Below are 26,172 nucleotides of genomic sequence, written 5' to 3' on the forward strand. Positions count from 1 at the left end.
CTTTAACTCCCAGTTTTCTTGCTTTTATTATACTATTTTTCATAGCTCTTGAGTAAGACAACAGCAAAAAAACGCCCAAATGAGCGTTTCTATAGAATGCATTATTTAGCAGTAAGTGCTGCCATAGTAATGTAGTTGTATGGTTTGTTGAAGTGTGGCAAGAAGAATAGGTCTGTCAATGCCAATTTTTCAATTGTAACATGCTCTTGGATTGCCAATGAGAACATGTGGATACCCATTGAGATTGCAGCATCACGTGATACCATTTGAGCACCAAGGATTTCACGGCTATCTTGATCGTAAACGATCTTGATAGCAACTTCATGGTTATCATGTTTCATAAATTCTGGTTTTTGAAGGTCGTTAAATCCAGTTTCAGTTGCATTGTAGCCTGCAGCTTTTGCTTTTTCAAGTGTCAAACCAGTTGAAACCATGTGAAGACCATAGATAGAAATACCATTTGATCCTTGAACACCGATTCCTTCAAGTTCATGTCCACAAGCGTTGTACGCACCTACGATACCGGTACGAACAGCGTTTGAAGCAAGCGCGATGTAGCTAGTGTCTTTACGAGCGTTGTCATAAACAGTCGCACAGTCACCTACTGCATAAACACCTGGAATTGATGTTTCTTGTTTCTTGTCAACAAGGAAGGCACCGTTACGGAAGAGTTCAATCTTACCGTCAGCAAGAGCTGTGTTTGGACGGAATCCAACTGCAAGAACAACCATATCCACATCAAATGTTTCTTTGTCAGTGATCAAGCGTTCAACTTTACCTTCACCTTCGATAGCTTTAACAGTTTGACCAAGAGCCAAACGGATGTTGTGGTCTTCCAAGTTTTTAGCCATCATTTGTGTGAAGTCTTTGTCATAGTATCCGTTCAATACTGTGTCAACGATATCAACAAGGACCACTTCTTTTCCAAGACGTTCGAATGCTTCAGCAAGCTCAACACCAATGTAACCACCACCAACTACAGCGATACGTTCAAGGTGTTTGCTCTTATCAGCAAGTTTGTTGATAACTTCTTCAGCATTTTGGTATAACTTAACAAATTGTACGTTTTCAAGAGTTGCTTTGAACTCACGGTTACCTTTAACAATTTCAACACCTTCAATTGGAGGCAAAATTGGTGTAGAACCAGTAGCAAAGATCAACTTATCGTATGATTCTTTGTGTTCTTTTCCTTCAACTTCTGCAGTAACAACTTTGTTATCGTAGTCGATTGAAAGTACAGGTGAGTTCATGTAAATTTTCGCACCTTTAGCTTCAAGCGTTTCTTTATCAGAGTAGAACAAGCCTTCAGGACCGTCGATTTGCTCACCGATCCAAAGAGCCATTCCACATCCAAGGAATGAAATATTTGAGTTTTGGTCAAATACAACGATCTCGTTTTCGTTTCCAAAGTTGTCCAACATAGTGTTGATACATGCAGTTCCAGCGTGGTTAGCACCCACAACTACGATTTTACTCATAGAAAAAATCCTACCTTTAATTTTATTTACCATACAATTATAACATGAAAATGATATCGTTTCCAAATTTTTTGCTTACAATTTGTGATATTATTTTCAAATCAATTTGCATAAGTCCTGAAAAATGTCAATAATTTTGCTTGGGGGGATTGTGAAATGGCTTTCTTTTTGATAAACTTGAAGTAGGTGAATATTGGAAAGGTGGTTTACTATTTGTGGAACTAACTAGTCGATCCGAACGCCTAATGGGCTCCACCATAACCGTTTCGATTTCTCATCAACAAGCTTACCAAATACTGGCCGATTGCTTTAGTCTCTTGCGATCCTATGAGCATCGCTTTAGTGCCAATGACTCTTCTTCTGAATTGATGGAGGTCAATCAAAAGGCTGGCATTGAACCCGTAAAGGTTCATCCAGATCTTTTTTCACTGATTGCTCTAGGAACCAGCCATAGTCAGGCGCAAGGAAGTCATTTAAACATTGCGATTGGTCCACTTGTCCAAACCTGGAGAATTGGTTTTTCAGATGCTAGGAAGCCTGATCAAGGGGAAATTGAACAAGCCCTAACAATCATTGACCCTCATCAGATTTGCTTAGATCCGAATCAACAAACTGTTTTTCTCAAAAGAAAAGGGATGAAAATTGATCTAGGCGCTTTAGCTAAGGGATTTAGTGCGGATTTACTAGCTAGTTATCTCAGGAGTCAGGGGATCGAGCAAGCTTTAATTGATTTGGGGGGCAATATCCTTACCCTTGGTCAAAACCCTGTCAGTCATCGCCCCTGGCGAATTGGGATCCAAGATCCGCAGCTTCCAAGAGGGGAACATTTACTAGTTCTATCTGTTACAGATAAGTCCGTTGTGACATCAGGTACCTATGTTCGTCACCTTGAGGTTGACGGCCGGTCCTTCCATCATATTTTTGATCCTCAAACTGGCTATCCTGTCGAAACAGAACTGGCAAGTCTCACGATTATTTCTGATCGATCAGTCGATGGGGAGATTTGGACCACCCGCTTGTTCGGTGAAGAACCGACCAACATTTTAAATATTGTTGAAACCTTACCTGGCATGGATGCTATTCTAGTCTATCAGTCAGGTCGCCTCGCCTATACCAGTGGGCTACATGATTATTTGTAATTTTAATTTCAGAAAGGAATTTCCATGACAAAACTTATTGCGATCGTTGGAACAAACTCCAAACGTTCAACAAACCGCCAACTACTTCAATACATGCAAAAGCATTTTGCTGATAAGGCAGAGATTGAATTGGTTGAGATTAAAGATATCCCTGTCTTCAACAAGCCAGCCAATAAACAAGTCCCTGAAGCTATCTTAGAGATTGCTGCGAAAATCGAGGAAGCTGATGGTGTTATCATTGGTACACCAGAATACGATCATTCCATCCCTGCTGTCTTGATGAGCGCCCTTGCTTGGCTATCTTATGGGATCTACCCACTCTTAAGCAAACCAGTGATGATTACAGGTGCTTCTTATGGTACGCTTGGTTCATCTCGCGCTCAATTGCAGCTTCGTCAAATCTTGAACTCACCAGAAATCAAAGCAACTGTCCTTCCAGACGAATTCTTGCTTTCTCACTCTCTTCAAGCATTTGATCAAAATGGTGACTTGGTAGATCTTGATGTCATCAAGAAATTGGACGCCATCTTTGATGATTTCCGTATCTTTGTTAAAGTTACTGATAAACTGCGCAACGCTCAAGAATTGCTTCGCAAAGATGCCGAAGACTTCGACTGGGAAAACTTGTAAGATAGGAGACATACTAGCATGAAATTTGTAGGACTTGTAGGATCAAACTACGACCAATCATATAACCGCAAACTTTTGGAATTCATCCGTCGTCATTTTAAGATCAAATTTGAATTAGAAGTTCTTGAAATCGATGAAGTTCCAATGTTCAACCAAGATGAAAAATGGGACGAAAGCTTCCAATTGCGTCTCCTCAACAATAAAATTACCCGTGCTGACGGTGTAATTATCGCAACACCTGAACACAACCATACTATTTCAGCAGGACTAAAATCTGTTTTAGAATGGCTCTCCTATGAAGTGCATCCTTTCGAAAGCAAACCGGTTATGATTGTGGGTGCTTCTTACTATGACCAAGGGACTTCTCGTGCCCAAGTCCACCTTCGTAAGATTCTGGATGCTCCAGGTGTCAATGCCTATACCCTTCCAGGGAACGAATTCCTTCTCGGAAAAGCGAAAGAAGCTTTTGACGCAGATGGCAACATCATCAACGAAGGAACTGTAAAATTCCTTGAAACTTGTTTAGATAACTTTGTGAAATACGTAGGAGTCGTTTCTAAATTGAAAAAACCAAAACCAATTGAACCAGAAGATTTGGATTGCGGAAAACCAATCGCTACTACTGTTACCGAGGTCGACCCAGATGATCCAGATTGGGTAGAAAAAGTTGCAGAAATTACAGGGGCTGTATCTGGTGATACATACGTAAAATTGGACCACGGTATCCTGACTGTTAATCAAATCGATATGTTCTTGAAAGCTATGCCTTTCGAATTGACATACGCTGATGATAACAACCAGTTCCTCTACTACAACAATGCCCACCAAGATCCAGATACGATGTTTGCGAAACGCGTGCCACCTCAATCAGGTAGCCGGATGTCAACCGTTCACGGTTCTCTTCCACCAGCACGTATGAAAAACGTTGAATGGGTCATTGGTACTCTTCGCAACGGAAACCAAGAATATGTTCGTACCATTGTTCCAGGCTCTCCTGAAGGCGTGATCAATACTCACAACTATCAAGCTATGTACTATCCAGATGGTTCATATGCTGGTATCAACGAAATCGTCTTTAACTTCCAGCCATGGTTGGATTGGTACCTTCAAACAACTGGTCAACGCTTAGTAGGCGGTAGCGGACCATTCGCTCCTGCTGGCGGCCATGGGGATGCAGACGCAACTTCAGGTGCTTCAGATGCTGGAGGACACGGTGACGCAGTTGCTGATGCTACATCTGGTGCAAGCAACTAATAAAAAAAATGAAGCTTTATGCTTCATTTTTTATTTCAACTCTTTGATAATCTTCTTGGCATCTTCATTTGAAATCGCCCCTAATTGAACATGTCCAATCTTTCCTTGGCTATCAATAAAGACTTCCGTAGGGATTGAACGGACTTGGTAATTTATAAAGGCAGATCCGTCCGGATTGTACAAAACAGGAACTGATTGATAGTCTTGTTGGGCAAACCATTCAACAAACTCTTCTTCTGTTTTTTCCCCTTGCATCCCTGGTGCCATAACGGTAAGAATCTCAAAGTCCCGGTCCTTTTCTTCGACCAGTTTATTCAGTTCAGGCATACTTTGTCGGCAAGGACCACACCAAGTTGCCCAGAATTTCAAGTAAACCTTTTTGCCTCTATAGTCTGAAAGTTTGACTGTATTCCCCTTCATGTCCTTTAGCTCGAAGTCACTGGCTTCTTTTCCTACCAAGGGATGTTTACTAGCTGTTGTATTGGTCATGGATTGATTATCCATGGATTGATTGTTCATGCCGCTTTCGGACTGATTCATAGAGCAAGCAGTCAGAATGGATAAAGAAAGAAGCGAAAAACAGGCGTATTTAATAACTTTCATAATGAGTAAACCTCCATTTGATTTATGAAAAGATAGCAGACAAGCTATTCAATTGTCCCAAGAGTAACAAAATCCCCATAATGATGATGATCAAGCCACCAATCTTCTTCAGTAACAAGAGATGGGGTTTTAGACGATTAAAGTATGGGAGAACAATCCCAGACGCTAAGGCCAAAAGTAAAAACGGAATAGCCATCCCTAGTGTATAGATAAAGAGATAGAGAGCACCCATGAGGGCATCTTGACCATTGGATGCTGCTAAGGCAAGTACAGAGCCTAGAACCGGACCGATACATGGCGTCCAGCCAAAGCTAAAACCAAGCCCAAGCAGAAAAGCTGAAAGTAATTCATTCTTGTGCTTGTTCGCCCCGAAATCCATTGTTTTTTGCTTTTCTAAGAAGTTAAAGTGAAAGACTTCCATCTGATGAAGACCAAGGATAATGATCAGCGCTCCCATCAAGTATCGGAACCAGTTGGTGTACATAATTTGCCCAAGTAGACCTGCCCCGAAACCAATAATAAGGAAAATAACAGAAATCCCTGCGATAAAACACAAGGTCTTTACAAGACCATGCCAGCGAATCTTCTTCCCGAAAATCTGGATGGATTTTTCCTGATCACTTCCTAGCAAGACCCCGATGTATACCGGAAGCAAAGGAAAGACACAAGGAGAGAAAAAAGAGAGAATCCCTGCCAGAAAGACAGTGAAGGAGAAAACGATTTGATTCATAAAACACTCCGTATATTGATATGCTACAACTAGTATAACATTCCAGCTCCTAAATTAAAAATTTCTGCTACGCTTTGATTTCTAAACGATCATTTAGAAACTAGTTTCAAAGCCAAACAAAAACTCCAAAGTATTTCACTCTGGAGTTCAATTGACGACTTATTCTTCTTCTGCACTTTGTTTATTTGGCAAGAAAAGAGAGAGGACAATACCAACTACTACTGGGAGTAACCATGGGAGGGATTGGGCAGCAAATGGTAAAGTTTTAATGACGTTTGCCAGACCTGTAAGTTTGAAGGTGCTTGCAAGAACATCTGCAATCGCCACCAAGCTAACTAAGAAAATAGTCAGTTGCATTCCTGGTTTTGATAGTTGAGTAAATTTGTTTACAATCACAATCAACACTATAGTAATGGTGATTGGATAGAGGATCATCAAGACAGGCAATGAATAGGCAATAATGGCGCTCAAGCCAAGATTGGCAATCGCAAAACCAATCAAAGTGAAGACTGTCGCATAGACCTTGTAAGAGATTTTAGGGAAGGTGTTATGGAAGAATTCCCCGGTTGACACGATCAAACCGGCTGTTGTAGTGAAGCAAGTCACCGTCACCATACCCGCAAGGAAGATTTGAGCAGCTGGCCCAAAGATAGCCTTGGTCGCTTCTGAAAGGACATAGACCCCTTTATTGGCATCAGATGCCATTACTTTTGCTGGAATTGGGAAATGATTTCCAAGGTAACCCAAGCCAATGTATAAAATACTAAATCCAATGGCTACAACAATCCCAACGATCCAGATGGTTTTAATGTATTCTTTCTTGCTGGTGAAACCAAGTTGATTGAGGGTGGTTACCGCAATCACACTGAAGGCCACTGAAGCAAGGGCATCCAAGGTATTGTACCCTTCAAGGAAACCTTGGCCAAAGGCAGATGCTTGGTAGGCTTCTGTTGCAACTTGTGGCGCGTGTCCGCTGTACTTGAGAGCACCTAGAACAACCAGTACAACGATCAAAATCGCAAAGATCGGTGTCAAAATCCGACCAATGCTATCTAGGATCTTAGATGGATAGAGGGCAATCAAATAGGCTAAACAAAAATAAACCAAGGTGAAAACGAAGAGACTAAGTTTTCCACTTGAATTTCCTAACAAGGGGGCAATCCCAACTTCGTAGGAAACGGTAGCCGTTCTCGGAATGGCAAAGAAAGGGCCAATAGAGAGGTACAAGGCTACTAGATAAACGATAGCAAACCAAGGGGCGATTTTACGTGAAATCTCATGAATATAGCCTTTAGGATTGAGCGTCCCAATGATCAAGGTAATAATCGCAATTCCTACTCCTGATAAGACAAATCCAGCAATAGCTGGCCAAAAATGGATACCCGATTGGGCACCTAGCGCAGGTGGAAAGATCAAATTCCCTGCACCGAAGAAAATACCAAATAACAGCAAACCTGTTAAGGAACCTTTTCGTAACATATGTTCTCCTTTACATTTTTCAATCTTATCTAGTATATCAGCTTTCTTCCACCACGGCAATTCTTTTTACTGGAATAATTACATTTAAAAATAACTTAAGGCAAAGAAGACTCTACTGTAGATTCTTATATACTTCTTCATTCATTAATAAAAAAAGTGCTTCTCTGCTATCTAACAGAGGAGCACTTTTTGTTTTTAATCTTCACTAAAGCGTCGGTATTGAATGCGGAAATCAAAATAATTCTCTTCCTGAAGTTTACGGAAGATATCACGATAGGCCTCCTCATCGAAGCCCTCTCCTCGGTAGAGAATCTCGAAACTAAGGTCTTCGTATTCAAGAAAAGCATTGGCTGTTTTAAAGCCATTTCGGATATAGAAATCCATCCGAGCTTGACGTTGCTCTAGATTATCACATTCTTCATCCAATCGCTCAACTTCTAACAACATGGTCCGTTGATAAAATTCCACTAATTTTTCAATGATTTCTTGCCCATAGCCGTGACTTCGCAAGTGAGGCATAATGGCAAAGAAGCTGACATAAAAGGCCTTGGCATTTGAAATAGCAAAGGCAAATCCAACAAATTCTTCCTCATTGTAAAAGGCAAAAAAATGAGCATCATCATTGTCTGTATAGCGTAAAAACTCAGATATAGGAATCCGTTCCTCTTCAGGGAAAGCCTCGGTATTCAACCGCTCGACCTTGTCCAGATCTGGGAATGTTTCAGTGATTAATTGGCTTGTTAAGCGCATAAAGCCTCCATTTCTGCTACGATTATAGCAAATAAAATAAACACCTTCAAGAAATCCGTCTTCTTTCAAAAGCAAGTATGTAGCTTAACAAAAAAATAGCTACTGCTCTTTTTTGACGCTTTTATTCAGCTTCTTCTTTTTTGGAGAATTGACTCATGTACAAGTCGTAATAAAATCCTTGGGCAGCCAAGAGGGACTCATGATTTCCTTGTTCGATGATTTGCCCATCTTTAAGGACTAAAATCTTATCCGCTTCTTGGATAGTAGACAAGCGGTGAGCGATGACAAAACTAGTCCGCCCTTTCATCAAGTTCTTCATAGCCTTTTGAATCAAGAGTTCCAGACGCGTATCCACTGAAGAAGTTGCCTCATCTAAAATCAATATCTTTGGATCAGCTAGAAGGGCACGCGCAATGGTCAACAATTGTTTTTGCCCCAAAGAAATATTACTAGACTCCTGGTTCATCTCCATGTTGTAGCCACCCGGAAGGGTCCGGATAAAGTGGTCCACATTGGCGGCCTTGGCAGCAGCGACAATCTCTTCATCTGTCGCATCCAAGTTTCCAAAGCGCAGATTCTCTTTAATGGTCCCTTCATAGAGCCAAGCATCCTGAAGAACCATCCCAAACTGCTTACGATAGTCTTGGCGAGATAGTTCACGGATATCATGACCATCCACTGTAATAGCCCCCTTAGTCACATCGTAGAAACGCATGAGGAGGTTGATGAGGGTCGTTTTCCCTGCTCCTGTCGGTCCGACAATAGCCACCATCTCACCAGGATTAACCTCTAGGTTAAAATCACGGATCAGCGGTTTATCTTCCACATATTGGAAGTCTACATGGTTAAAGCTAACCTGCCCTGTCAGCTCTTTGTCCAGAGATTCATTTTTACCGAGCACTTCATCTGGTTCATCAAGGACTTGGAAGACCCGGTCTAGTGAAGATTTGGCACTTTGCAAGGTGCCAGCTAACTGGCTCAAATTTTGAATAGGTTGATTGATCTGCCAGACATACTGAACAAAAGCCTGCATATTCCCAACTGTAAGACGACCAGCAAGAACTTGAATAGCTCCGATAACTGCGACCAAAAGATAGGTCAAATCAGAGATGGCATTAAGAACTGGCATCATCAGTCCAGAAATAAAATTCGCTTTAAATCCAACTTGTTGGAGACGACGAGTAATGTCACGGAATTCTTCTTGCGATGATTCTTCACGTACATAGAGTTTTAAGACGTTAAATCCACTCAAGTTTTCCTGAACAAAACCATTTAGAGCTCCAAGAACATCAGCCTGCTCTTTAAAATAGGGCTGGGATTTCTTCATAATAAACTGTGCACCGAAGAAGGTAATCGGAATAGAAGCAATTACGATTAACCCCAAAGTGAGGTTAAGATAAAGTACCATAGCAATAACCAAGCTTAAGGTGAAGATCGCATTTACAATTTGAAGGAAAGACTGTTGCAAGGCATTGGAAACCGTTTCGACATCACTAGTAAAGCGACCGAGAAGATCTCCAAATTGGTGCTGATCAAAGTAAGAAACGGGGATACGATTAATTTTTTCGGATAAGTCATTACGCATATCCTCAATCATGCTTTGAACAGCATTGGTCATGAAGTAATTCGAATAATATGAACCGAGTTCATACAAGACTCCACGGAAGAGATAGACAACCATGACCCAGCCGACATAGCCAGCATTAATCTGAGCTCCTGCTACTCCTCTAGCCATATCTGTCAGGTTAGCAGTTAATTCAGTAATGGCGAGTCCTAGAATATAGGGTTCGATGACACTCATGACCACACTCAGAATTTTTAGAAGAGTAGCGAAAATAACGGCAAAGCGATAAGCTTTTAAGTAGCCCCAAAGGCGTACAAAACTGGAACGTTTTTCTTTCATTTTCTCCTCCCTCCTATTCTTCTGTCAATGATTGATTATTCAACTGTGAGCGGGCAATTTCACTGTAGATTTCATTGGTTTCCAGAAGCTCTTCATGCGTTCCACGACCAACGATTTCTCCATGATCCAAGACAATGATTTGATCCGCATCCATAATGGTCCCAACCCGCTGGGCAACGATTAAGACGGTCGCATCTCCTGTCACTTCCTTGAGACGTTTTCTCAACGTTGCATCTGTCTTATAGTCCAGAGCCGAGAAGGAATCATCAAAGATATAGATATCCGGCTCCTTCACAACTGCACGTGCAATCGATAAACGTTGCTTCTGACCTCCAGAAAGGTTGCTACCACCTTCTGCTAAATGAGTGTCAAACTGTTCTTCCTTACTCTCGATAAATTCCTTGGCTTGGGCTACATCTGCTGCCTTATCTAGTTCTTCTATACTCGCATCTTCCTTGCCATAACGAAGGTTTTCAGCGATGGTCCCTGTAAAGAGCAGGGCCTTCTGCGGGATAAATCCAATCTTATGGCGCAAGGCTTTAACGTTAAAATCACGAACATCCACGCCATCAACCAAGATTTTCCCTAAGGTGACATCATAGAATCGAGGAATGAGCTGAACGAGAGAGGATTTCCCAGAACCGGTCGATCCGATAAAGGCGATGGTTTCACCCGGTTTAGCCTTAAAGGAAATATTGTGAAGGACTGGATTCTCTGTTTCACCAGGATAGGCAAAAGTGACATTATCAAATTCCAGATAACCCTTGGTTTCTGTCTCAGTTACCCCATTTTCATTTGGATCAATGGAAATGGGCATGTCCATTATTTCTTTCAAACGATGACTGGAGACAGCTGTCCGTGGGTACATGGTAAAGAGATTGGCTAGGAAAAGGAATGAAAGCAAGGCATGGAAACTGTATTCGATAAAGGCGACAAGATTACCGATTTCTAAACTCCCATCCCCTAGAGGATCCAAGGCAAACCACACAATAGCTACAATCATAGCGATGATGATTTGGACAAAGAGTGGCTCCGTCAAACCAGTCAGTTTAAAGAGTTTATTAGAGTTGTCCGCATAGACTGCATTAGCTTGGCCAAACTTTTCCTCTTGGAATTCCTCACGTGCAAAAGCACGAATGACACGAAGGCCTGTAAGATTCTCTCGTGCATATTGATTGAGCTTATCTAGGGTTTCCTGCTGCTTCTCTGACAAAGGCTTGGTCTTAACAGCTACATACCAGACCACCACGGCCAAAAAAGGCATCGAAATCGCCACAATCCAGGCAAGAGATGGACTCGTTTGTAAAATCAACAGAATACTCGACACCATCATGATGGGAGTAATGACCCCAAGTTTTAACATCTGGTCAGAAAACTGCATCAGGACAAAAGCATCAGACGTCATCCGTGTCACTAAAGAAGAAACGCCAATCTTTTCATACTCATGGTGAGAATATTCCTGAAGCTTCTCATAAAGATCATTCCGCATATCCATAACCATGGTTGTAGTAATCTTCCCAACCGCATAGGCCAGAACGATTCGACCAAGAATTCCGACGATGATCACACCAAACATAACCCAGGCCCAGAAATAAACACGCTCTATATCTCTCGGATTGATTCCCTCATCAATCATACGGGCCAAAACAGTTGGCAAACCGAGATTAACAATCACAAAAAAGATGGCTGCTGTAAAATTCAAGCACAACCATTTTGGATATTTTCTCAAATAAGACCAAATATATCCCATACCTTTCTCCTCCCTATACAATAAAAAAGCACCGTCAAGTACTTTTTAAATGATTCTAGAAAGCTCACACGCCTTCTTCACAGTAACCTCATTATATCAGAACCCTAGGTGGCTAGCAAGGAAAAGAGCTAATGAAAACCATGAAGAAAAAAGAGGATAGCCTCAGCCATCCCCTCTAGATACGATTATTTCTGACGTTTGAATTTTGCATCTTTGAAGAAAGCAAAAACTTCATAATCACTAGATTCTGCTTTTGATACATCCAAAGTTAAAACATCACCATCAATCTTATACTTGACTTTATCTTTACCACCTTCTGCTGATTCAAGAGTTTTAGCATTTTGATCAGCTTTCAGGTCAATTGTTTTCTTTTTGCTTTCACCAAGAGCTTTCATTTCGATAATCATCTTAGCTTTTGTATCTTTAATTTCAATTGTCATTGTCAAATCAAATTGATCAATCACCTGCTCAAGTTGTTCCTCACTAGCCCCTTGCTTTTTAAGGATGCTTTTAATTTGATCCTTCTCAGCTTTATAGACATATTTCCCATTATCGCTAGTTGTAGAACCACAAGCTACAAGGAAAATCGCACCAACTGCCAACAAAGCAGCAAAGACAAGACGTTTAAAGTATTTCATCAGAAATCTCCTTTTTTGTTGATAAGGACTATTCTATCAAAAAAATAGAAGTCTAACAATATAATAAATTAGTAAGAACTCGATAAGAATTGGGAGTAACCGTTGGGAATGCACTGTTCTACAGCGTTTAAGAGCGAAAGTACGCTGAATGATTTAAAGACTTTTTTTACAGTACCATACTTCTTTCGTGAAAAAATAAAGAAGATAGCAATACTATCCTCTTTTGAAACTATAGGCTACTCCTGCTCATTCCCAAACAAACTAACTGAGGCAGAACTGCGTTCCTGTCTTATCCTTAATTTCAAGTTCAACTTTTAACTTTATTCGATTAACGAAAAGACTAGATCCACTATTTGTCCCACCTTCTTTTTCATCCATTTCTAAGGTTTCTTCAGATATAGGATCAAATACAAAGAACTAAATTCGAAATTGTACACAAAAAAACCGAGGTCTAAACCTCGGTTTTCATTTTGATTGGAAACTCTATTATTTAAGAGTAACTGAAGCTCCAGCTTCTTCCAATTTAGCTTTGATTTCTTCAGCTTCAGCTGTAGCAACACCTTCTTTAACAAGTGCAGGTGCTCCATCAACAAGTTCTTTAGCTTCTTTAAGACCAAGACCAGTGATTTCACGCACAACTTTGATAACGCCGACTTTCTTGTCGCCTGCAGATGTCAATTCAACGTCGAATGAATCTTTAGCAGCACCAGCGTCAGCAGCACCAGCTGCAGCAACAGCTACAGGAGCAGCTGCAGTTACACCAAATTCTTCTTCGATAGCTTTTACAAGGTCGTTCAATTCAAGGATTGAAGCTTCTTTAATTTCAGCAATAATGTTTTCAATGTTCAATGCCATTGTTATTTCCTCCAAATAAGTTTTAAATTTTTTATTTATATTTTTTTGTAGCTAGGCTACGCTGCGTAGCTTAAGATTAAGCCGCGTCTTCTTTGTTGTCTGCAACCGCTTTGACTGCAAGAGCAACGTTGCGCACTGGCGCTTGAAGTACAGAAAGGAGCATAGAAAGAAGTCCTTCGCGGTTTGGAAGAGTTGCAAGAGCAAGGATCTCTTCTTTTGATGCGACAGCGCCTTCGATTGCACCACCCTTGATTTCAAGTGCGTCAGCAGTTTTAGAAAAGTCGTTCAAGATTTTCGCTGGTGCGATAACATCTTCATTAGAAAATGCTACAGCAGATGGTCCAACAAATACTGATGCCAATTCTTCAAGACCAGCTTTTTCAGCTGCACGACGTAAGATTGAGTTTTTAATAACTTTGTACTCAACTTCGCTTCCACGAAGCTCACGACGAAGAACTGTATCTTGGTCAACTGTCAAACCACGAGCGTCTACAACGACGATTGATGCAGCAGCTTTCATTTTCTCAGCTACTACGTCAACTAGTTCCGCTTTTTTAGCAATAATTGCTTCACTCATTAGTGTGTTCACCTCCGTAATTATTTTGCTTGGGGAATTTTTCCAAAAGAAAAACGCGCCCAAACCTAGACACGAAAGTACAATACGCTTCTTTTTACATGATACGTTTTGTCCTCGGTAGGATATTTACGAGTCGAGCTCCCCTACTGTCTTAGGCAGTTTTTTCAAACCATTACTTAGTTTATCACATAAAAAAAAAGAATGCAAGTATTTTTGCAAACTTTTTTTAAAAAATATTTAATCTTTATAAATAGTCTTTGTACGATTGAGCCATGCATAGGCCAAGCCCATGAGTACTCCTCCTCCTACCCAGTTACCTACAAAAGTGACAGCGTAATGACGAAGGACATTGAAGAACTCTAAATGAGGCAAATCTTTAGAAATAGAATTAAAGGTAGCCAGTGAGAAAGAAGCAAAGTTTGCCGCAATGTGTTCATTTGTAAGAAATACAAACATATAAATAGCTGACAAAGCCAACAAAACTTTCGCTGTTTCATCTTTAAAGAAAAGGTAGGACAAGATTGCTATGTTAACGAAGATGTTGGCAATAACTCCTTCGAAGAAGACCAATTGATTCGAACGTTGGAGCTTCATCTCTACAACCGAGCCAAGGAAGCCTTTTGGATTTAGGTTTGCAAATGCACTAGTCTGTCCAAAGAGGAAAGCGAGGAACAAAGCACCGACTAGGTTAAAGAATGTACAATAGAGTAAAATTTCTAAAGCTTTTTTCCAATTAATCTTCTTTAAATAAACACCAGCTGTAAGGTACATCATATTGGAAGTCGTTAACTCACTATTTAAGAATAGTAAATAAACCAATCCCCAGGCAAAAATAAACGGGAATAAGAAACGACCAGAACCTGGCAAGAAGGTGTTGAGAAGGTCTGCCCCCACAATCCCTACTGCAGTACTCATTGTCAAAAACGCACCCGCAAACATAGATCGAACCGCATAACGAGCTTTAGAAGCTGTATACAATTCTTCCTTCTTCTGACATGCTGCTTCTACCTTAAGAACAAAATTTGATTCTCCCATCTGAATCTCCTTATATATTGGATTTGTGAACTTCTTCATTATATCATAGAATGGAATTCCTGAAAAGGCTTTCAGAAAAATTTAAATAAAAATACTGGGTTCCACAACAAATATAAATAAAACGATTTAAAACGATGAAATAAAAAAACAGACTATGATAGTCTGTTTATAATTCAATTTAATTCATATATTATAAGAAACGATTCGCCCAAGCGATATCCAAGTTCAAGATTTCTTGGGTCGTATATTGTTGGCGATAAGGGTTGTAAACTGTCCCTTCATATCCACCATAAACACTTGGTGAATCATATTGAGTAAGATTGTAAGCTTCAATAATGTGGTTCAATTTTGCATAGTAACTAGTGTCAGTAGCATAGACACCAGTTAAAGCAGCTGTTGCATCCTGATAGCTTGTTGTATTGCTCTTCCAAGCTCCTGCAAAATGACCTTGTTTCAAAACCGCAACGTAGTCTTGCAATGATTCATAGTAGCTAGGGTATGAACGGAAAGCATCATTGATGGTATAGGCATTTCCAGCACCGTCATCTTCCCAAGTTTGCATCACTGCAGATTGACCAGCATAGCTCCCTTTAATACCAAAAAGGTTATAGTGTGGATACGATGACAAACCAGATTGACCTGAACCACTTTCTAAAATGGCTTGAGCAATCATAACAGATGCATACAGATCATTTTCTTGACCAAGTTGGCGAGCAGATTCACCGATTTGTGAGATGAAGGCTTCTGTCGGATCTGCATATTGAGAATATGCTTCATCATTTGCTCCAACGTTTCCTACGTGCTCACTCATGGCTGCTGCTACTGTTCCTGCAGCTACCAGAGCTACTAAGGATCCAATCAATTTCGATTTATTTAGTATTTTTTTCAATGTGATAATCTCCTAATGTTTTAATGAAAACTCTTTAAGATGATTATAGCACAGAAAAGCATTAAATTGTTGAGTTCAATATTACGTTTTAATTACAATATCGAGATAAATCAAACAAATAAATAACAGATCAGTAATAATACGATTTATTCCGAGAAACTAAAGTTAAAAATTACATCCCAAGCTTCTTCTACTCCAGTTTTATTGACCGATGAAAAGATGATAAAGGTATCTGTTTTATCAAAATCCAATTTCTTCTTGATCATGGATTCATGCTTGTTCCATTTTCCTCTTGGAATTTTGTCGGCTTTCGTCGCAACCAAGATAACAGGGATCTCGTAATATTTTAAAAACTCGTACATCTGGACATCATCTGCTGAGGGTTCATGACGAAGATCTACCAAGCTGACAACCGCTCTTAAATTTTCTCTCGTTGTCAGATATTCTTCAATCATCTTGCCCCATTTCTCGCGTTCTTTTTTGGAGACACGGGCATACCCATAGCCGGGTACATCGACAAAACGAAGTTTGTCATCGATATTGAAAAAGTTTAACAACTGTGTTTTTCCTGGTTTTCCAGATGTACGGGCCAAGTTCTTGCGATTTAGCATGGTATTTATAAAAGAAGACTTGCCGACATTTGATCGACCGGCAAGTGCAACTTCTGGGATATCATCTTGAGGATAATGGCTTTTATTAGCAGCACTCAAGAGGATATCCGCATTATGAGTATTTACTTTCATAGAATTTCTTTCTAGGCAGTTTCTAAAATTGGTTTTTCAGTTCCGTTAACTGCTTCTTTGGTGATCCGAACCATTTTGACGTCTTCTTGACTTGGAACTTCAAACATCACATCCAACATAGTTTCTTCGATGATGGAGCGTAGTCCGCGAGCACCAGTCTTGCGTTCAATGGCTTTACTTGCAATTTCTTCTAGCGCTTCGTCATCAAATTCTAATTCAACATCATCGAAGGATAAGAGAGCCTGATATTGTTTCACCAAGGCATTTCTTGGTTCTTTCAAAATACGAACCAAGTCATCCACTGTCAATTGCTCTAATGCAGCAAGAACTGGAAGACGACCGATTAACTCAGGAATAATACCGAATTTTTGGATATCTTCTGCAATGATTTCTTGCATGTAAGAGCTGGATTCATCAATGGCTTTGTTGTTTTGACCAAACCCAATAATCTTTTCACCTAGACGTTGTTTCACAATTTCTTCAATTCCATCAAAGGCTCCACCAACGATGAAAAGAATGTTTTTGGTGTCAACTTGGATCATCTCTTGTTGAGGATGCTTGCGTCCGCCTTGAGGTGGAACACTCGCTACAGTACCCTCGATGATCTTCAAGAGGGCTTGCTGTACCCCTTCACCAGATACATCACGAGTAATCGAGACGTTCTCACTCTTCTTGGCAATCTTATCGATTTCATCAACATAGATGATGCCTCGCTCAGCACGTTCGATATTGAAATCAGCTGCTTGCAAGAGCTTAAGAAGGATGTTCTCAACGTCTTCTCCGACGTAACTCGCTTCTGTCAAGGCTGTTGCATCGGCGATGGCAAATGGCACATTTAAACTCTTAGCAAGCGTTTGAGCTAAGAAAGTTTTTCCTGAACCTGTAGGACCGACCATCAAAATGTTTGATTTTTGTAGATCCACATCGTTGTCATCTTCACGATTTTCGTGGAAGTTAATCCGTTTGTAGTGATTGTAGACAGCTACTGCTAGTGCTCGTTTAGCACGATCTTGACCGATGACATAGTGGTTAAGGATATTGAGAAGTTCGATTGGTTTTGGAACCTCTGAAAGGTCTGCCAAGACTTCCTCAGCTAATTCTTCTCGAATGATTTCTTGAGCTAACTCAACACATTCATTACAGATAAAGGCATTGTTCCCAGCAATAATCTTCTGTACTTCGTCTTGGTTCTTACCACAAAACGAACAATAAACCATCATATCGTTTGATTGATTTGTAGGCATTTTCTTCTCCCGATTCTATAGTCTGTTTGTAATTTATTTAAATAAAGTCATATAAAAGGCGTGAATAGAATTCACAAGATTAGTAAAGGCATTTAATAAGAAGAGGGTGGCTAAGCCATAGCGCTTTTTCCGAAGAGTCTGGGAAGCACATACCAGGCAAATCACGCATAAAACTGCTGTAAAAAAGCCAAAGATACTACGTTCCATCAACTAGTCTTCCTTTCTTTCAAAATGTCTAATAGTAAAGTCGTAAGGGTTTTTTTCATCTTTTTCGAATGTCCGCTCGTCTAATAATTGAAACTGGTCCCACCGGAAATCTTCTGGGAAGTAGGTATCTCCTTCCAATTCGGCATCGATGACAGTCTGATAGAGCTCCTCTAGATGAGGCTCGAAAAGACGGATGACCTTCTCACCACCGATAATAAAGAGTGACAAATCCTGTCCCTTATACCAGTTTAAAACGTCTTCAACTGAGGTTTTTAGCAAAACCTTTTCATTCTCTACATCATACTTGTCATCTCTAGAGAGAATGATATTGGTCCGATTTGGGAGGACGCGTTTGTTTAAACCTTCGTAGGTAACTCTTCCCATGAGGATCGCATGGCCTGTAGTCGTTTGTTTAAAGTGCTGCAATTCAGCAGGTAAATGCCAAGGCATGACCTGATCTTTGCCGATCACTCCACTCTTCGTCTGAGCCCAAATGCCAATTACTTTCTTACTCATTTTTACATCCTTTATACTGATACTTCTATTTTATCAAATTTTTCAAGAAAAGACTGTTTCTAACTATTGCTTCCTTGAGCAAAACTTCCCATTTTTTCCCTCAAAAAAACCGCGATTTCTCGCGGTTTTAATGAGACAAATCCTAGATCTTAGTCTTCTTTTTTGCGTTTAGCAAGTCCGAATAATGAGAGACCTGTCAAGGCGCTAAGAATAGCAAGACCAGTTTTAGAAGTTTCCTCAGTACCAGTTTCAGGAAGAACTGCTGTTTCATCAGATGGATTGATAAATTTAGTTTCCTTAGTTTCTGGAACTGGTTTTGGATCTGGAGTTGGAACTGGATCTGGAGTTGGAACTGGATCTGGAGTCGGTGTTGGTGTAGGAACCGGAGTTGGTGTTGGTGTTGGAGTTGGTGTAGGAGTCGGTGTTGGTGTTGGTGTCACCGTCTTCTTGTAAATGTGTTGAGTATTACCGTTCTCATCTACAATTGTCTTAACAAACTCGTAACCTGGAATATCTTTCTTCGGTTGCTCACCATCTTCTGTTGGATAACCAGGAATTGGTTTTCCATTTTCATCTACGTGTGAAGTTGTAACTTTCTCGTAGACGTGCTCTGTATCACCATTAGGTAATTTCTTGGTTTCAACGAAACGGTAACCTGGAATTTCAGCTTTTGGCTCTTCTCCATCAACTGTAGGATATCCTGGGATTTCCTTACCTTCTTTATCAACAAACTTAGTGATTGGAAGAACAGTCGGTGTATAAGTTGCAGAAGCTTTTGTTCCGTTCACATCTTCACGAACTACTGTCACTGCTGGTGCAGTACCAGTAAATTCAGGTTCTGGAGTGAAAGTTACAGTTCCGTCTGCTGCTACTGTGTAAGTACCAACACCTGGAATCGTCTTCGTAGTTGAGCCATCTTCAAAGGTTGCTGGAACTTCGTCGTTCATTGGTACACGGCTGTCACCTTCGGTGAAGCTTGGTTTACCTGTTTGAGTAGCACCCTTCTTACCAATTGAAGTAACTGGTTCTCCTGTTGGTGCAACTGGAGTCACAGTTGGTGTGTACTTAGCTTTCACAACTGTACCATTCTTATCTTGGCGTTGAACCACGATTCCTGATGCAGTTCCAACAAATGATTTCTCTGGTACGAAGGTTACAGTTCCATCTGGAGCAACTGTGTAAGTTCCTTCTCCTGGAACAACCTTAGTAGTTGAGCCATCAACAAATGTTGCAGGTACATCATCGTCCATTGGTACTGCAGGATTTCCTTCAGTGAAGCTTGGTTTGCCTGTTTGAGTAGCACCTTGAATATCAGTTGATGTAGCTGGTTCTGCTGTTGGAACTACCGGAGTGATGAATGGTGTGTACGTTGTACGTGCAAAGGTACCATTTGCATCTTCCATTGAAACACCTACAGGAAGAACTTCACCTGAGTAAGCTTTGTTAGTTGGGGTGAAGATCACTTCGCCTTTCTCTTTATCAACTGTGAATTTACCGATGATATCGCCATTAGGTGCGAAGGCATCCAATTGGTCAGCTGGGTTACCAGAATCATCGTAAAGTCTCAAGGTTGAAGGGCTCATAGGAGCAATTGGATCCCCTTCAGTGAAGGTTGGTTTGCCTGTTTGAACAATTCCTTGAGGAGCTTTTGATGTAGCTGGTTCTGCTGTTGGAGTAACTGGTGTTACAGTTGGTGTGTAGGTTGCAGAAGCTTTTGTTCCGTTCATATCTTCACGAACAACTGTTACTGCTGGTGCTTCACCTACAAAGCGTGGATCTGGTGTGAAGGTTACAGTACCATCAGCTGCTACTGTGTAAATACCAACACCAAGAATTTCTTTCTTAGTTGAACCATCTTCAAAGGTTGCTGGAACTTCGTCGTTCAAAGGAACATTTTCATGACCAGCTGTGAAGGTTGGTTTACCTGTTTGGGTTTGACCTTGCTTGTCAGTTGAAGTTGCTGGCTCAGCAGTTGGGGTTACTGGTGTTACAGTTGGTGTGTAAGTTGCAGTAACTGGAGTACCGTTCTTATCAACACGTTTCACTGTTACCCCTGTACCTGTTCCAGTGAATGATTTTTCTGGTACGAAGGTTACAGTTCCGTCTGGAGCTACTGTGTAAGTTCCTTCTCCTGGAATTGTCTTCGTAGTTGATCCATCTTCAAAGGTTGCTGGAACTTCATCATCCATTGGAATTGCAGGGTTACCAGGTGTAAAGCTTGGTGTACCTGTTTGTGTTTTACCTTGGATGTCTGTAGATGTTGCAGGTTCAGCAGTTGGTACAACTGGAGTAATCTTAGGTGTGTATGTTGTTTCAGCTGGAGTGCCGTTTGCATCCTTGGCTTGAACCTTAACTGAAACTACATCCCCTGAGTATGACTTATCAGTTGGTGTGAAGGTTACAAGGCCTGTTTCTTTATCAACTGTGAAAGTACCGATTTCTTTACCTTCTGGTGATTTAGCAACTACAGATTCTGCTGGTTGACCATTTTCATCAAGAAGAGTAATGGTATCTTTGTCGATTGGTGCAACTGAGTCACCTTCGGTGAAGGTCACAGTTCCAGTTTGAACCACACCTTGAGGTGCTTCTGATTCAGCCGGAGTTGCTGTTGGTGTTACTGGAGTTACAGTTGGTGTGTACTTAGCTGTTACTGGTGTACCGTTCTTATCTACACGTTTAACAGTCACGCCTGTTCCTGTTCCTGTGAATGATTTTTCTGGTACGAAGGTTACTGTTCCGTCTGGAGCTACTGTGTAAGTTCCTTCTCCTGGAATTGTTTTCGTAGTTGAACCATCTTCAAAGGTTGCAGGTGTATCATCATCCATTGGGACGTTTTCGTTACCTGGTGTGAAGGTTGGTTTACCAGATTGTTCTTGACCTTGTTTATCAGTTGAAGTTGCATCTTCTGCTGTTGGTGTTACTGGAGTTACAGTTGGTGTGTAGGTTGCAGATGCTTTCGTTCCGTTCTTATCTTCGCGGACAACGGTTACTGCTGGTGCAGTTCCTACGAATGATTTTTCTGGTACAAATGTAACAGTACCGTCTGCTGCTACTGTGTATGTACCAACACCTTCTACTGTCTTAGTTGTTGAACCGTCGTCGAATGTTGCTGGAACATCTTCGTTGATTTCAACAGTCTTCTCAACACCATTAACCGTTACAGTTCCACCCTTGAATTCAGGTTTACCTTTTTGAGTAGCACCTTGGATGTCAGTTGTTTCAGCTGGTGTTGCTTCAGGTGTTACAGGTAATACTGTTGGTGTGTAGGTCGCTGAAGCTTTTGTTCCGTTCTTATCTTCGCGGACAACTGTCACGGCTGGTGCAGTTCCTACGAATGATTTTTCTGGTACAAATGTAACAGTACCGTCTGCTGCTACTGTGTATGTACCAACACCTTCAACGGTCTTAGTTGTTGATCCGTCGTCGAATGTTGCTGGAACATCTTCGTTGATTTCAACAGTTTTCTCAACACCATCAACCGTTACAGTTCCACCCTTGAATTCAGGTTTACCTGTTTGAGTAGCACCTTGGATGTCTTTGGTTTCAGCAGGTGTTGCTTCAGGTGTTACTGGCAATACTGTTGGTGTGTAGGTCGCTGAAGCTTTTGTTCCGTTCTTATCTTCGCGGACAACTGTCACAGCTGGTGCAGTTCCTACAAATGATTTTTCTGGTACAAATGTAACAGTACCGTCTGCTGCTACTGTGTATGTACCAACACCTTCTACTGTCTTAGTTGTTGAACCGTCATCGAATGTTGCTGGAACATCTTCGTTGATTTCAACAGTCTTTTCAACGCCATCAACCGTTACAGTTCCACCCTTGAATTCAGGTTTACCTGTTTGAGTAGAACCTTGAACATCTTTTGTTTCAGCTGGTGTTGCAGTTGGTGTTACTGGAACAATCTCTGGAGTGTAAGTTGTATCAACCTTGATTCCGTTTGAGCTTTCAGCTTGAACCTTAACAGGCGTTACTTTACCTGTGTAAGATTTATCAGTTGGTGTGAAGGTTACAGTACCAGTTGCTGGGTCGATCGTGAATGTACCGATTGGTGTTGTTCCATCTTCAGCGTAAGCCGTTGTAGTTGAAACTTCGTTACCGTCTTTATCCAAAAGTGTGTAGCTGTTATCTTTAATAGTAATTTTTTTGTCTTCACCATTTACAGAAACAGTTGTACCCGCAAAGGTTGGAGTACCTGTTTGAGTGGCACCTTGGATATCTTTAGATGTAGCTGGATCTGCTGTTGGTACAGCTGCTTTTACAGTAGGTGTGTAGCTTGCATCAGAAGTAATAGTTGCAGTTTTACCATTTGCATTGGTAACAGTCGCAGTTGCTTGGACTTTAACCCCTTTAGCAGTTCCGACAAAGTCTTTCTCAGGAGTGAAAGTTACTGCTCCTGTAGTAGGATCAATTAAGTATGTTCCTTCACCTTCTACTGTCACAGTTGTTTCATCAGTAGGCTGACCAGTTGCTGGATCTACCAATTTCTTGCTTGTGATTTCAGCAGTCTTGTCGTTGCTCAACTCAAATGTAGGAGTTTGAGTTTGAGGAACGTTTTGAATATCCTCAGAAACTTTGTTTGTTGGAGTCACTGTGATTGGTGTGACAGTTGGTGTGTACTTAGCTGTAGCTGTCTTAACGTACTCCGCTTGAACCTTACCGTCTTTATTGCGACCAACTGGCGCTGACAATGTAACTTCCACACCTTTTGCAGTACCAGTGAAGCTAGGATCTGGAGTAAAGGTTACTTCGCCCGTTGTAGGATTGATCGTATATGTTCCTTCTCCATCTACTGTTACAGATGGCGCATCAGTAGAAAGTCCTGTTGCTGGATCTACTAACTTAGCAGGGTATTCTGCACTTGGAGTGACCGAAATCTTGTCTCCATTTGCGTTAGTTTCAGTTGTGTTAAAGGTTGGTGTTTCTTTTTGAGTTGCACCTTGAACATCAGTCGATGTCTTGTCAACCCCTTCGATTTCAATCGGAGTGACTGTTGGAACGTATTGACCATCCATGGTATTTAACTGACCATTAATGTTTGGTTCTTGGTCTGGGAATTTTGTTGACCAACCCGTATCGTAACCATTGTTATCTACACGACGGATAGAGATACCATCTGCAGTTCCTAGGAAGTTATCTTCTGGGATAAACTCAACGTCTACGTCTTTACCATTGGCAGTAATCTTGTATTTCCCTTGACCTGGTACAACATAGTACCCATCTGCATCAAGAGTCGCACGGTTACCATCTTTATCAACGATGTATGGTTCTACAGTTTCGTCGATGACTGCCTGAGAGTTACGTTGATACTTGTGCTCTCCACGTGCTGTAAAGGCTACAGTCGCTGTTTGTTTGGCACCTTGAGGGCCAGAAGTTTCCTTGAATTCCCCTTTTGGTGGATGGGTGATTTGAGTCTTGAAGTCTTCTACTTCCCCTGAGAAGGCCATACCCGTTGGGCTTTCAATCTCAGTAGCTTTCTTAGCAATACGGACACGAGCACCTAATTCGTTGATACTTGGATCAATAAAAGTCTTACTGTTTGCGAAGGTCAACTCAACAGTGCCATCTTGTGTGATTGTAGCGAGATTTGAGCGTTCATCCTCGTCGAATTTACCATTTTGGTTAAAGTCTACCCAACCATAGATATGTGCTTCTGAAGCTCCATCCAAATGGGCTTGAACTGACATTTTGTAGTTACCTGGGCGTGTACGATCCATCTTGATCATCTCATTGGTTGTCCCTTTGAGTTCATCCGGAAGCAATTGGTCAATTCCTTCATCGGCCGTAGTTGCCTTATCATCACCGAACCAGTCAAGAGTCGTGTTTTCATCCATATCTGGGCTCACATTACCAAGATATGGTTGATTTACTTTAGCTCCAGTAACACCGTCAACAGTTGCAATGGTATGGACTGCCTTACCATATGACTCAGGAGCATCCCCTTCATCAAGCGGGAAGAATCCTAGCATTGCTGACTGTTTACCACCCGAAGCGATATAAAGTCCAATTTCAGAGGCACCACGTGTCATCACGAGGGGAACAGTATAATTACCTGCAGAAATGTTAGGTCCAAAGATACCGGTTCCTAGACCACCTGTAACTTGGTCAGGATTTCCAAAATACTTCCAAACTACTGGTTTCTTTTCTGGTCCAACTTCAGTAGATCTACGAAGTTGGTTTAAGTTGGTATTATTAAATTTAGGATTAGGTCCAAAAAGATTTTCAGTATCTTGTGGTGAATATGTTTCAGAAGTACTTGGTCTGGTATACTTTTTCCATTCTCCAATATGCTGCCAACCTTGTCCGTTGGTAGTGAACATAACTAATTCACCTGGGTTAGCAGACTCCCCATCAGCCATAACAATAGCTGGCTTAACTGTCTTACCTCGGAAGGTTGCAGAGATTTCAAACTGAACTCCAATATTTCCACCATTCAAAGCTGAACTTATGGTAGTCTTCTTGGTTTTCGTATCAATATTCTCAAATCTGATTTCAGTCCAATTATTTTGGGGATCAGCGATGACTTTGGCTTCTTCACCATCGTTAAAAGCTTGCTTAGCAGCATTTGAAGTGACTCCACTTACATAACCATTTTTTGCATTTGGATCATAGGTTGCTTTTTCTGCTTCTGTAGCCCCTTGATTTTCCATCCGTTTCTTATAGATTTCAGTCGCTTGGAAAGGTTTCAAGGATTTGACTTTTACAGTAACTACATAACCAGGCATGATTTCCTTGGTATAGGTAGACCCAACTTGAAGAGCCAATTTTTCTTCTAAGTTCTCAGTTGGTTTAACTTCACTTTTAGGAACTAATACTGTAGTAGTTCCTGTCCAGTTAGCTACATCTCCAAAGTCCAACCAAGTAATCTGGCTGGTCATAGATTTGGCATCAAGATCTGTTGTAAAGCCTGGTTTTTCAACTTTTGGAGTTGAAGTTGCATCTTCAACGTCATCCGCGATCAAGTTAGGATCGTTGGCGTCACCAAGAGCACGACGAGTACGGCCACTTCGCTTACCACCAGATGTTTCTGCAGTCACAGCAGGTTTTTCTGTAGTTGGTGCTTCGACACCTGCAGCCACATTTTCTTTCTTATCTGTTGAAGTTGCATCAGTTGCCTTGTTGTTTGGGTTTGTTGAAGCTTCTGTTGTTGCAGGAGTTGCTACAGCCGCTTTATCTTCAGTAGTAGTTGCAGTTGTTGGTTCAGTAGTTGTTGTTGGTGTTGCACCTGCTGCAGTTACTGGTGCTTCAGCATTGTAAGTCTTAGCTGAAGTTGAAGCTTCACTTGTTGTAGCAGTGTTCGCTTCAGTTGTTGTAGAAGCAGGAGCTTCTGTTGTTGTAGCAGGTTGAGCCCCTTCTTCTGTTGCCTTTGCAACAGTTGTTGGGTTCTCTGCGTTTTCTTCGGCTGATACGCTAGACGCTGTACCAACCATAACGAGTGTTCCTAAAAGGACAGAGCAAACTCCGACATTCAATTTACGAATCGAAAATCTGCTAATGCGATCATTAAATAAATCTTTGCCCATATTTTCCTCCATAATTTTTTACAATTAATAAGCTAATTTATTGGCCTATATTTTAAACCTTATATATTCTATCAGACTAGTTAAAAATATCAAAGTGAAATGACTCAAAAAACTAATCATTTTTAAAATTTTTGATGATATTACTAATCATTAAATTTAAATAATAGGAAGTATGGTTCATTTTTATGAAAAAACTTAAACTTTCTTCCTATCTATATAGTTCTATATAGTG

General features: G+C 40.9%; 19 protein-coding genes and 1 other annotated feature. Of the genes, 3 read left to right on the forward strand and 16 right to left on the reverse strand.

Annotation, left to right across the window (positions count from 1 at the left end; all coding sequences use genetic code 11):
- Positions 1-101 precede the first annotated feature (101 nt).
- Positions 102-1,478, reverse strand: a complete 1,377-nt coding sequence (nox, locus tag N596_RS02540) for a H2O-forming NADH oxidase (RefSeq protein WP_023026838.1) — start codon at positions 1,476-1,478, stop codon at positions 102-104.
- Positions 1,479-1,723: 245 nt separating this feature from the next.
- Between nox and N596_RS02545 the strand changes: the two genes are divergently transcribed.
- The 3 genes from N596_RS02545 to N596_RS02555 are packed head-to-tail and all read left to right on the forward strand — an operon-like array spanning position 1,724 to position 4,501.
- Positions 1,724-2,617: an FAD:protein FMN transferase gene (locus N596_RS02545; protein WP_042361094.1), complete on the forward strand. Its 894-nt coding sequence runs from the start codon at positions 1,724-1,726 to the stop codon at positions 2,615-2,617.
- A 24-nt stretch (positions 2,618-2,641) separates the two neighbouring features.
- On the forward strand, positions 2,642-3,247 hold the full coding sequence (locus N596_RS02550) for an NADPH-dependent FMN reductase (RefSeq protein ID WP_023026840.1): 606 nt from the start codon (positions 2,642-2,644) through the stop codon (positions 3,245-3,247).
- 18 nt (positions 3,248-3,265) lie between these two features.
- Entirely contained in the window at positions 3,266-4,501 is a 1,236-nt protein-coding gene (locus tag N596_RS02555; RefSeq protein ID WP_023026841.1) for an NAD(P)H-dependent oxidoreductase, read from the forward strand.
- 30 nt (positions 4,502-4,531) lie between these two features.
- On the opposite strand, the gene N596_RS02560 is transcribed toward N596_RS02555, so the two are convergent.
- From N596_RS02560 to N596_RS02635, 15 genes are all read right to left on the reverse strand, one after another.
- Positions 4,532-5,104: a TlpA family protein disulfide reductase gene (locus N596_RS02560; RefSeq protein ID WP_023026842.1), complete on the reverse strand. Its 573-nt coding sequence runs from the start codon at positions 5,102-5,104 to the stop codon at positions 4,532-4,534.
- A 22-nt stretch (positions 5,105-5,126) separates the two neighbouring features.
- Positions 5,127-5,834, reverse strand: a complete 708-nt coding sequence (ccdA2, locus tag N596_RS02565) for a thiol-disulfide oxidoreductase-associated membrane protein CcdA2 (protein WP_023023299.1) — start codon at positions 5,832-5,834, stop codon at positions 5,127-5,129.
- Between the two features lie 159 nt (positions 5,835-5,993).
- Positions 5,994-7,313 (reverse strand): branched-chain amino acid transport system II carrier protein, encoded by a 1,320-nt coding sequence (gene brnQ / locus N596_RS02570; protein ID WP_023023300.1) that lies wholly within the window; start codon positions 7,311-7,313, stop codon positions 5,994-5,996.
- A gap of 195 nt (positions 7,314-7,508) precedes the next feature.
- On the reverse strand, positions 7,509-8,063 hold the full coding sequence (locus tag N596_RS02575; RefSeq protein ID WP_023023302.1) for a GNAT family N-acetyltransferase: 555 nt from the start codon (positions 8,061-8,063) through the stop codon (positions 7,509-7,511).
- 121 nt (positions 8,064-8,184) lie between these two features.
- On the reverse strand, positions 8,185-9,966 hold the full coding sequence (locus N596_RS02580) for an ABC transporter ATP-binding protein (protein WP_023023304.1): 1,782 nt from the start codon (positions 9,964-9,966) through the stop codon (positions 8,185-8,187).
- A gap of 13 nt (positions 9,967-9,979) precedes the next feature.
- Positions 9,980-11,716 (reverse strand): ABC transporter ATP-binding protein, encoded by a 1,737-nt coding sequence (locus tag N596_RS02585; protein WP_023023306.1) that lies wholly within the window; start codon positions 11,714-11,716, stop codon positions 9,980-9,982.
- 185 nt (positions 11,717-11,901) lie between these two features.
- A complete protein-coding gene (locus tag N596_RS02590; protein ID WP_023023308.1) occupies positions 11,902-12,354 on the reverse strand; it encodes a hypothetical protein in 453 nt (150 codons plus the stop codon).
- A gap of 486 nt (positions 12,355-12,840) precedes the next feature.
- Positions 12,841-13,209, reverse strand: coding sequence for a 50S ribosomal protein L7/L12 (gene rplL / locus N596_RS02595; RefSeq protein ID WP_001196965.1), 369 nt, complete (start codon positions 13,207-13,209; stop codon positions 12,841-12,843).
- A 76-nt stretch (positions 13,210-13,285) separates the two neighbouring features.
- On the reverse strand, positions 13,286-13,786 hold the full coding sequence (gene rplJ / locus N596_RS02600; RefSeq protein ID WP_006596316.1) for a 50S ribosomal protein L10: 501 nt from the start codon (positions 13,784-13,786) through the stop codon (positions 13,286-13,288).
- Between the two features lie 38 nt (positions 13,787-13,824).
- Positions 13,825-13,960: a sequence feature (ribosomal protein L10 leader region), on the reverse strand.
- Positions 13,961-14,023: 63 nt separating this feature from the next.
- The gene (locus N596_RS02605; RefSeq protein ID WP_023023311.1) at positions 14,024-14,821 is read right to left on the reverse strand and encodes a formate/nitrite transporter family protein; all 798 of its coding nucleotides are present in this window, start codon (positions 14,819-14,821) and stop codon (positions 14,024-14,026) included.
- 190 nt (positions 14,822-15,011) lie between these two features.
- Positions 15,012-15,710: a glucosaminidase domain-containing protein gene (locus N596_RS02610; protein WP_023026847.1), complete on the reverse strand. Its 699-nt coding sequence runs from the start codon at positions 15,708-15,710 to the stop codon at positions 15,012-15,014.
- Positions 15,711-15,856: 146 nt separating this feature from the next.
- Positions 15,857-16,453, reverse strand: a complete 597-nt coding sequence (gene yihA / locus N596_RS02615; protein WP_023023313.1) for a ribosome biogenesis GTP-binding protein YihA/YsxC — start codon at positions 16,451-16,453, stop codon at positions 15,857-15,859.
- Positions 16,454-16,464: 11 nt separating this feature from the next.
- Positions 16,465-17,697 carry an ATP-dependent Clp protease ATP-binding subunit ClpX gene (gene clpX / locus N596_RS02620; RefSeq protein ID WP_023026848.1) on the reverse strand — a complete coding sequence of 411 codons (1,233 nt, stop codon included), beginning with the start codon at positions 17,695-17,697 and terminating at the stop codon, positions 16,465-16,467.
- Between the two features lie 210 nt (positions 17,698-17,907).
- Positions 17,908-18,420 carry a dihydrofolate reductase gene (locus N596_RS02630; protein ID WP_023023315.1) on the reverse strand — a complete coding sequence of 171 codons (513 nt, stop codon included), beginning with the start codon at positions 18,418-18,420 and terminating at the stop codon, positions 17,908-17,910.
- A gap of 149 nt (positions 18,421-18,569) precedes the next feature.
- Positions 18,570-25,940, reverse strand: a complete 7,371-nt coding sequence (locus tag N596_RS02635) for a CshA/CshB family fibrillar adhesin-related protein (RefSeq protein WP_023026849.1) — start codon at positions 25,938-25,940, stop codon at positions 18,570-18,572.
- Between the last annotated feature and the right edge of the window lie 232 nt (positions 25,941-26,172).

The organism is Streptococcus ilei (genome assembly GCF_000479335.1).
GTDB classification, from domain to species: Bacteria; Bacillota; Bacilli; order Lactobacillales; family Streptococcaceae; genus Streptococcus; species Streptococcus ilei.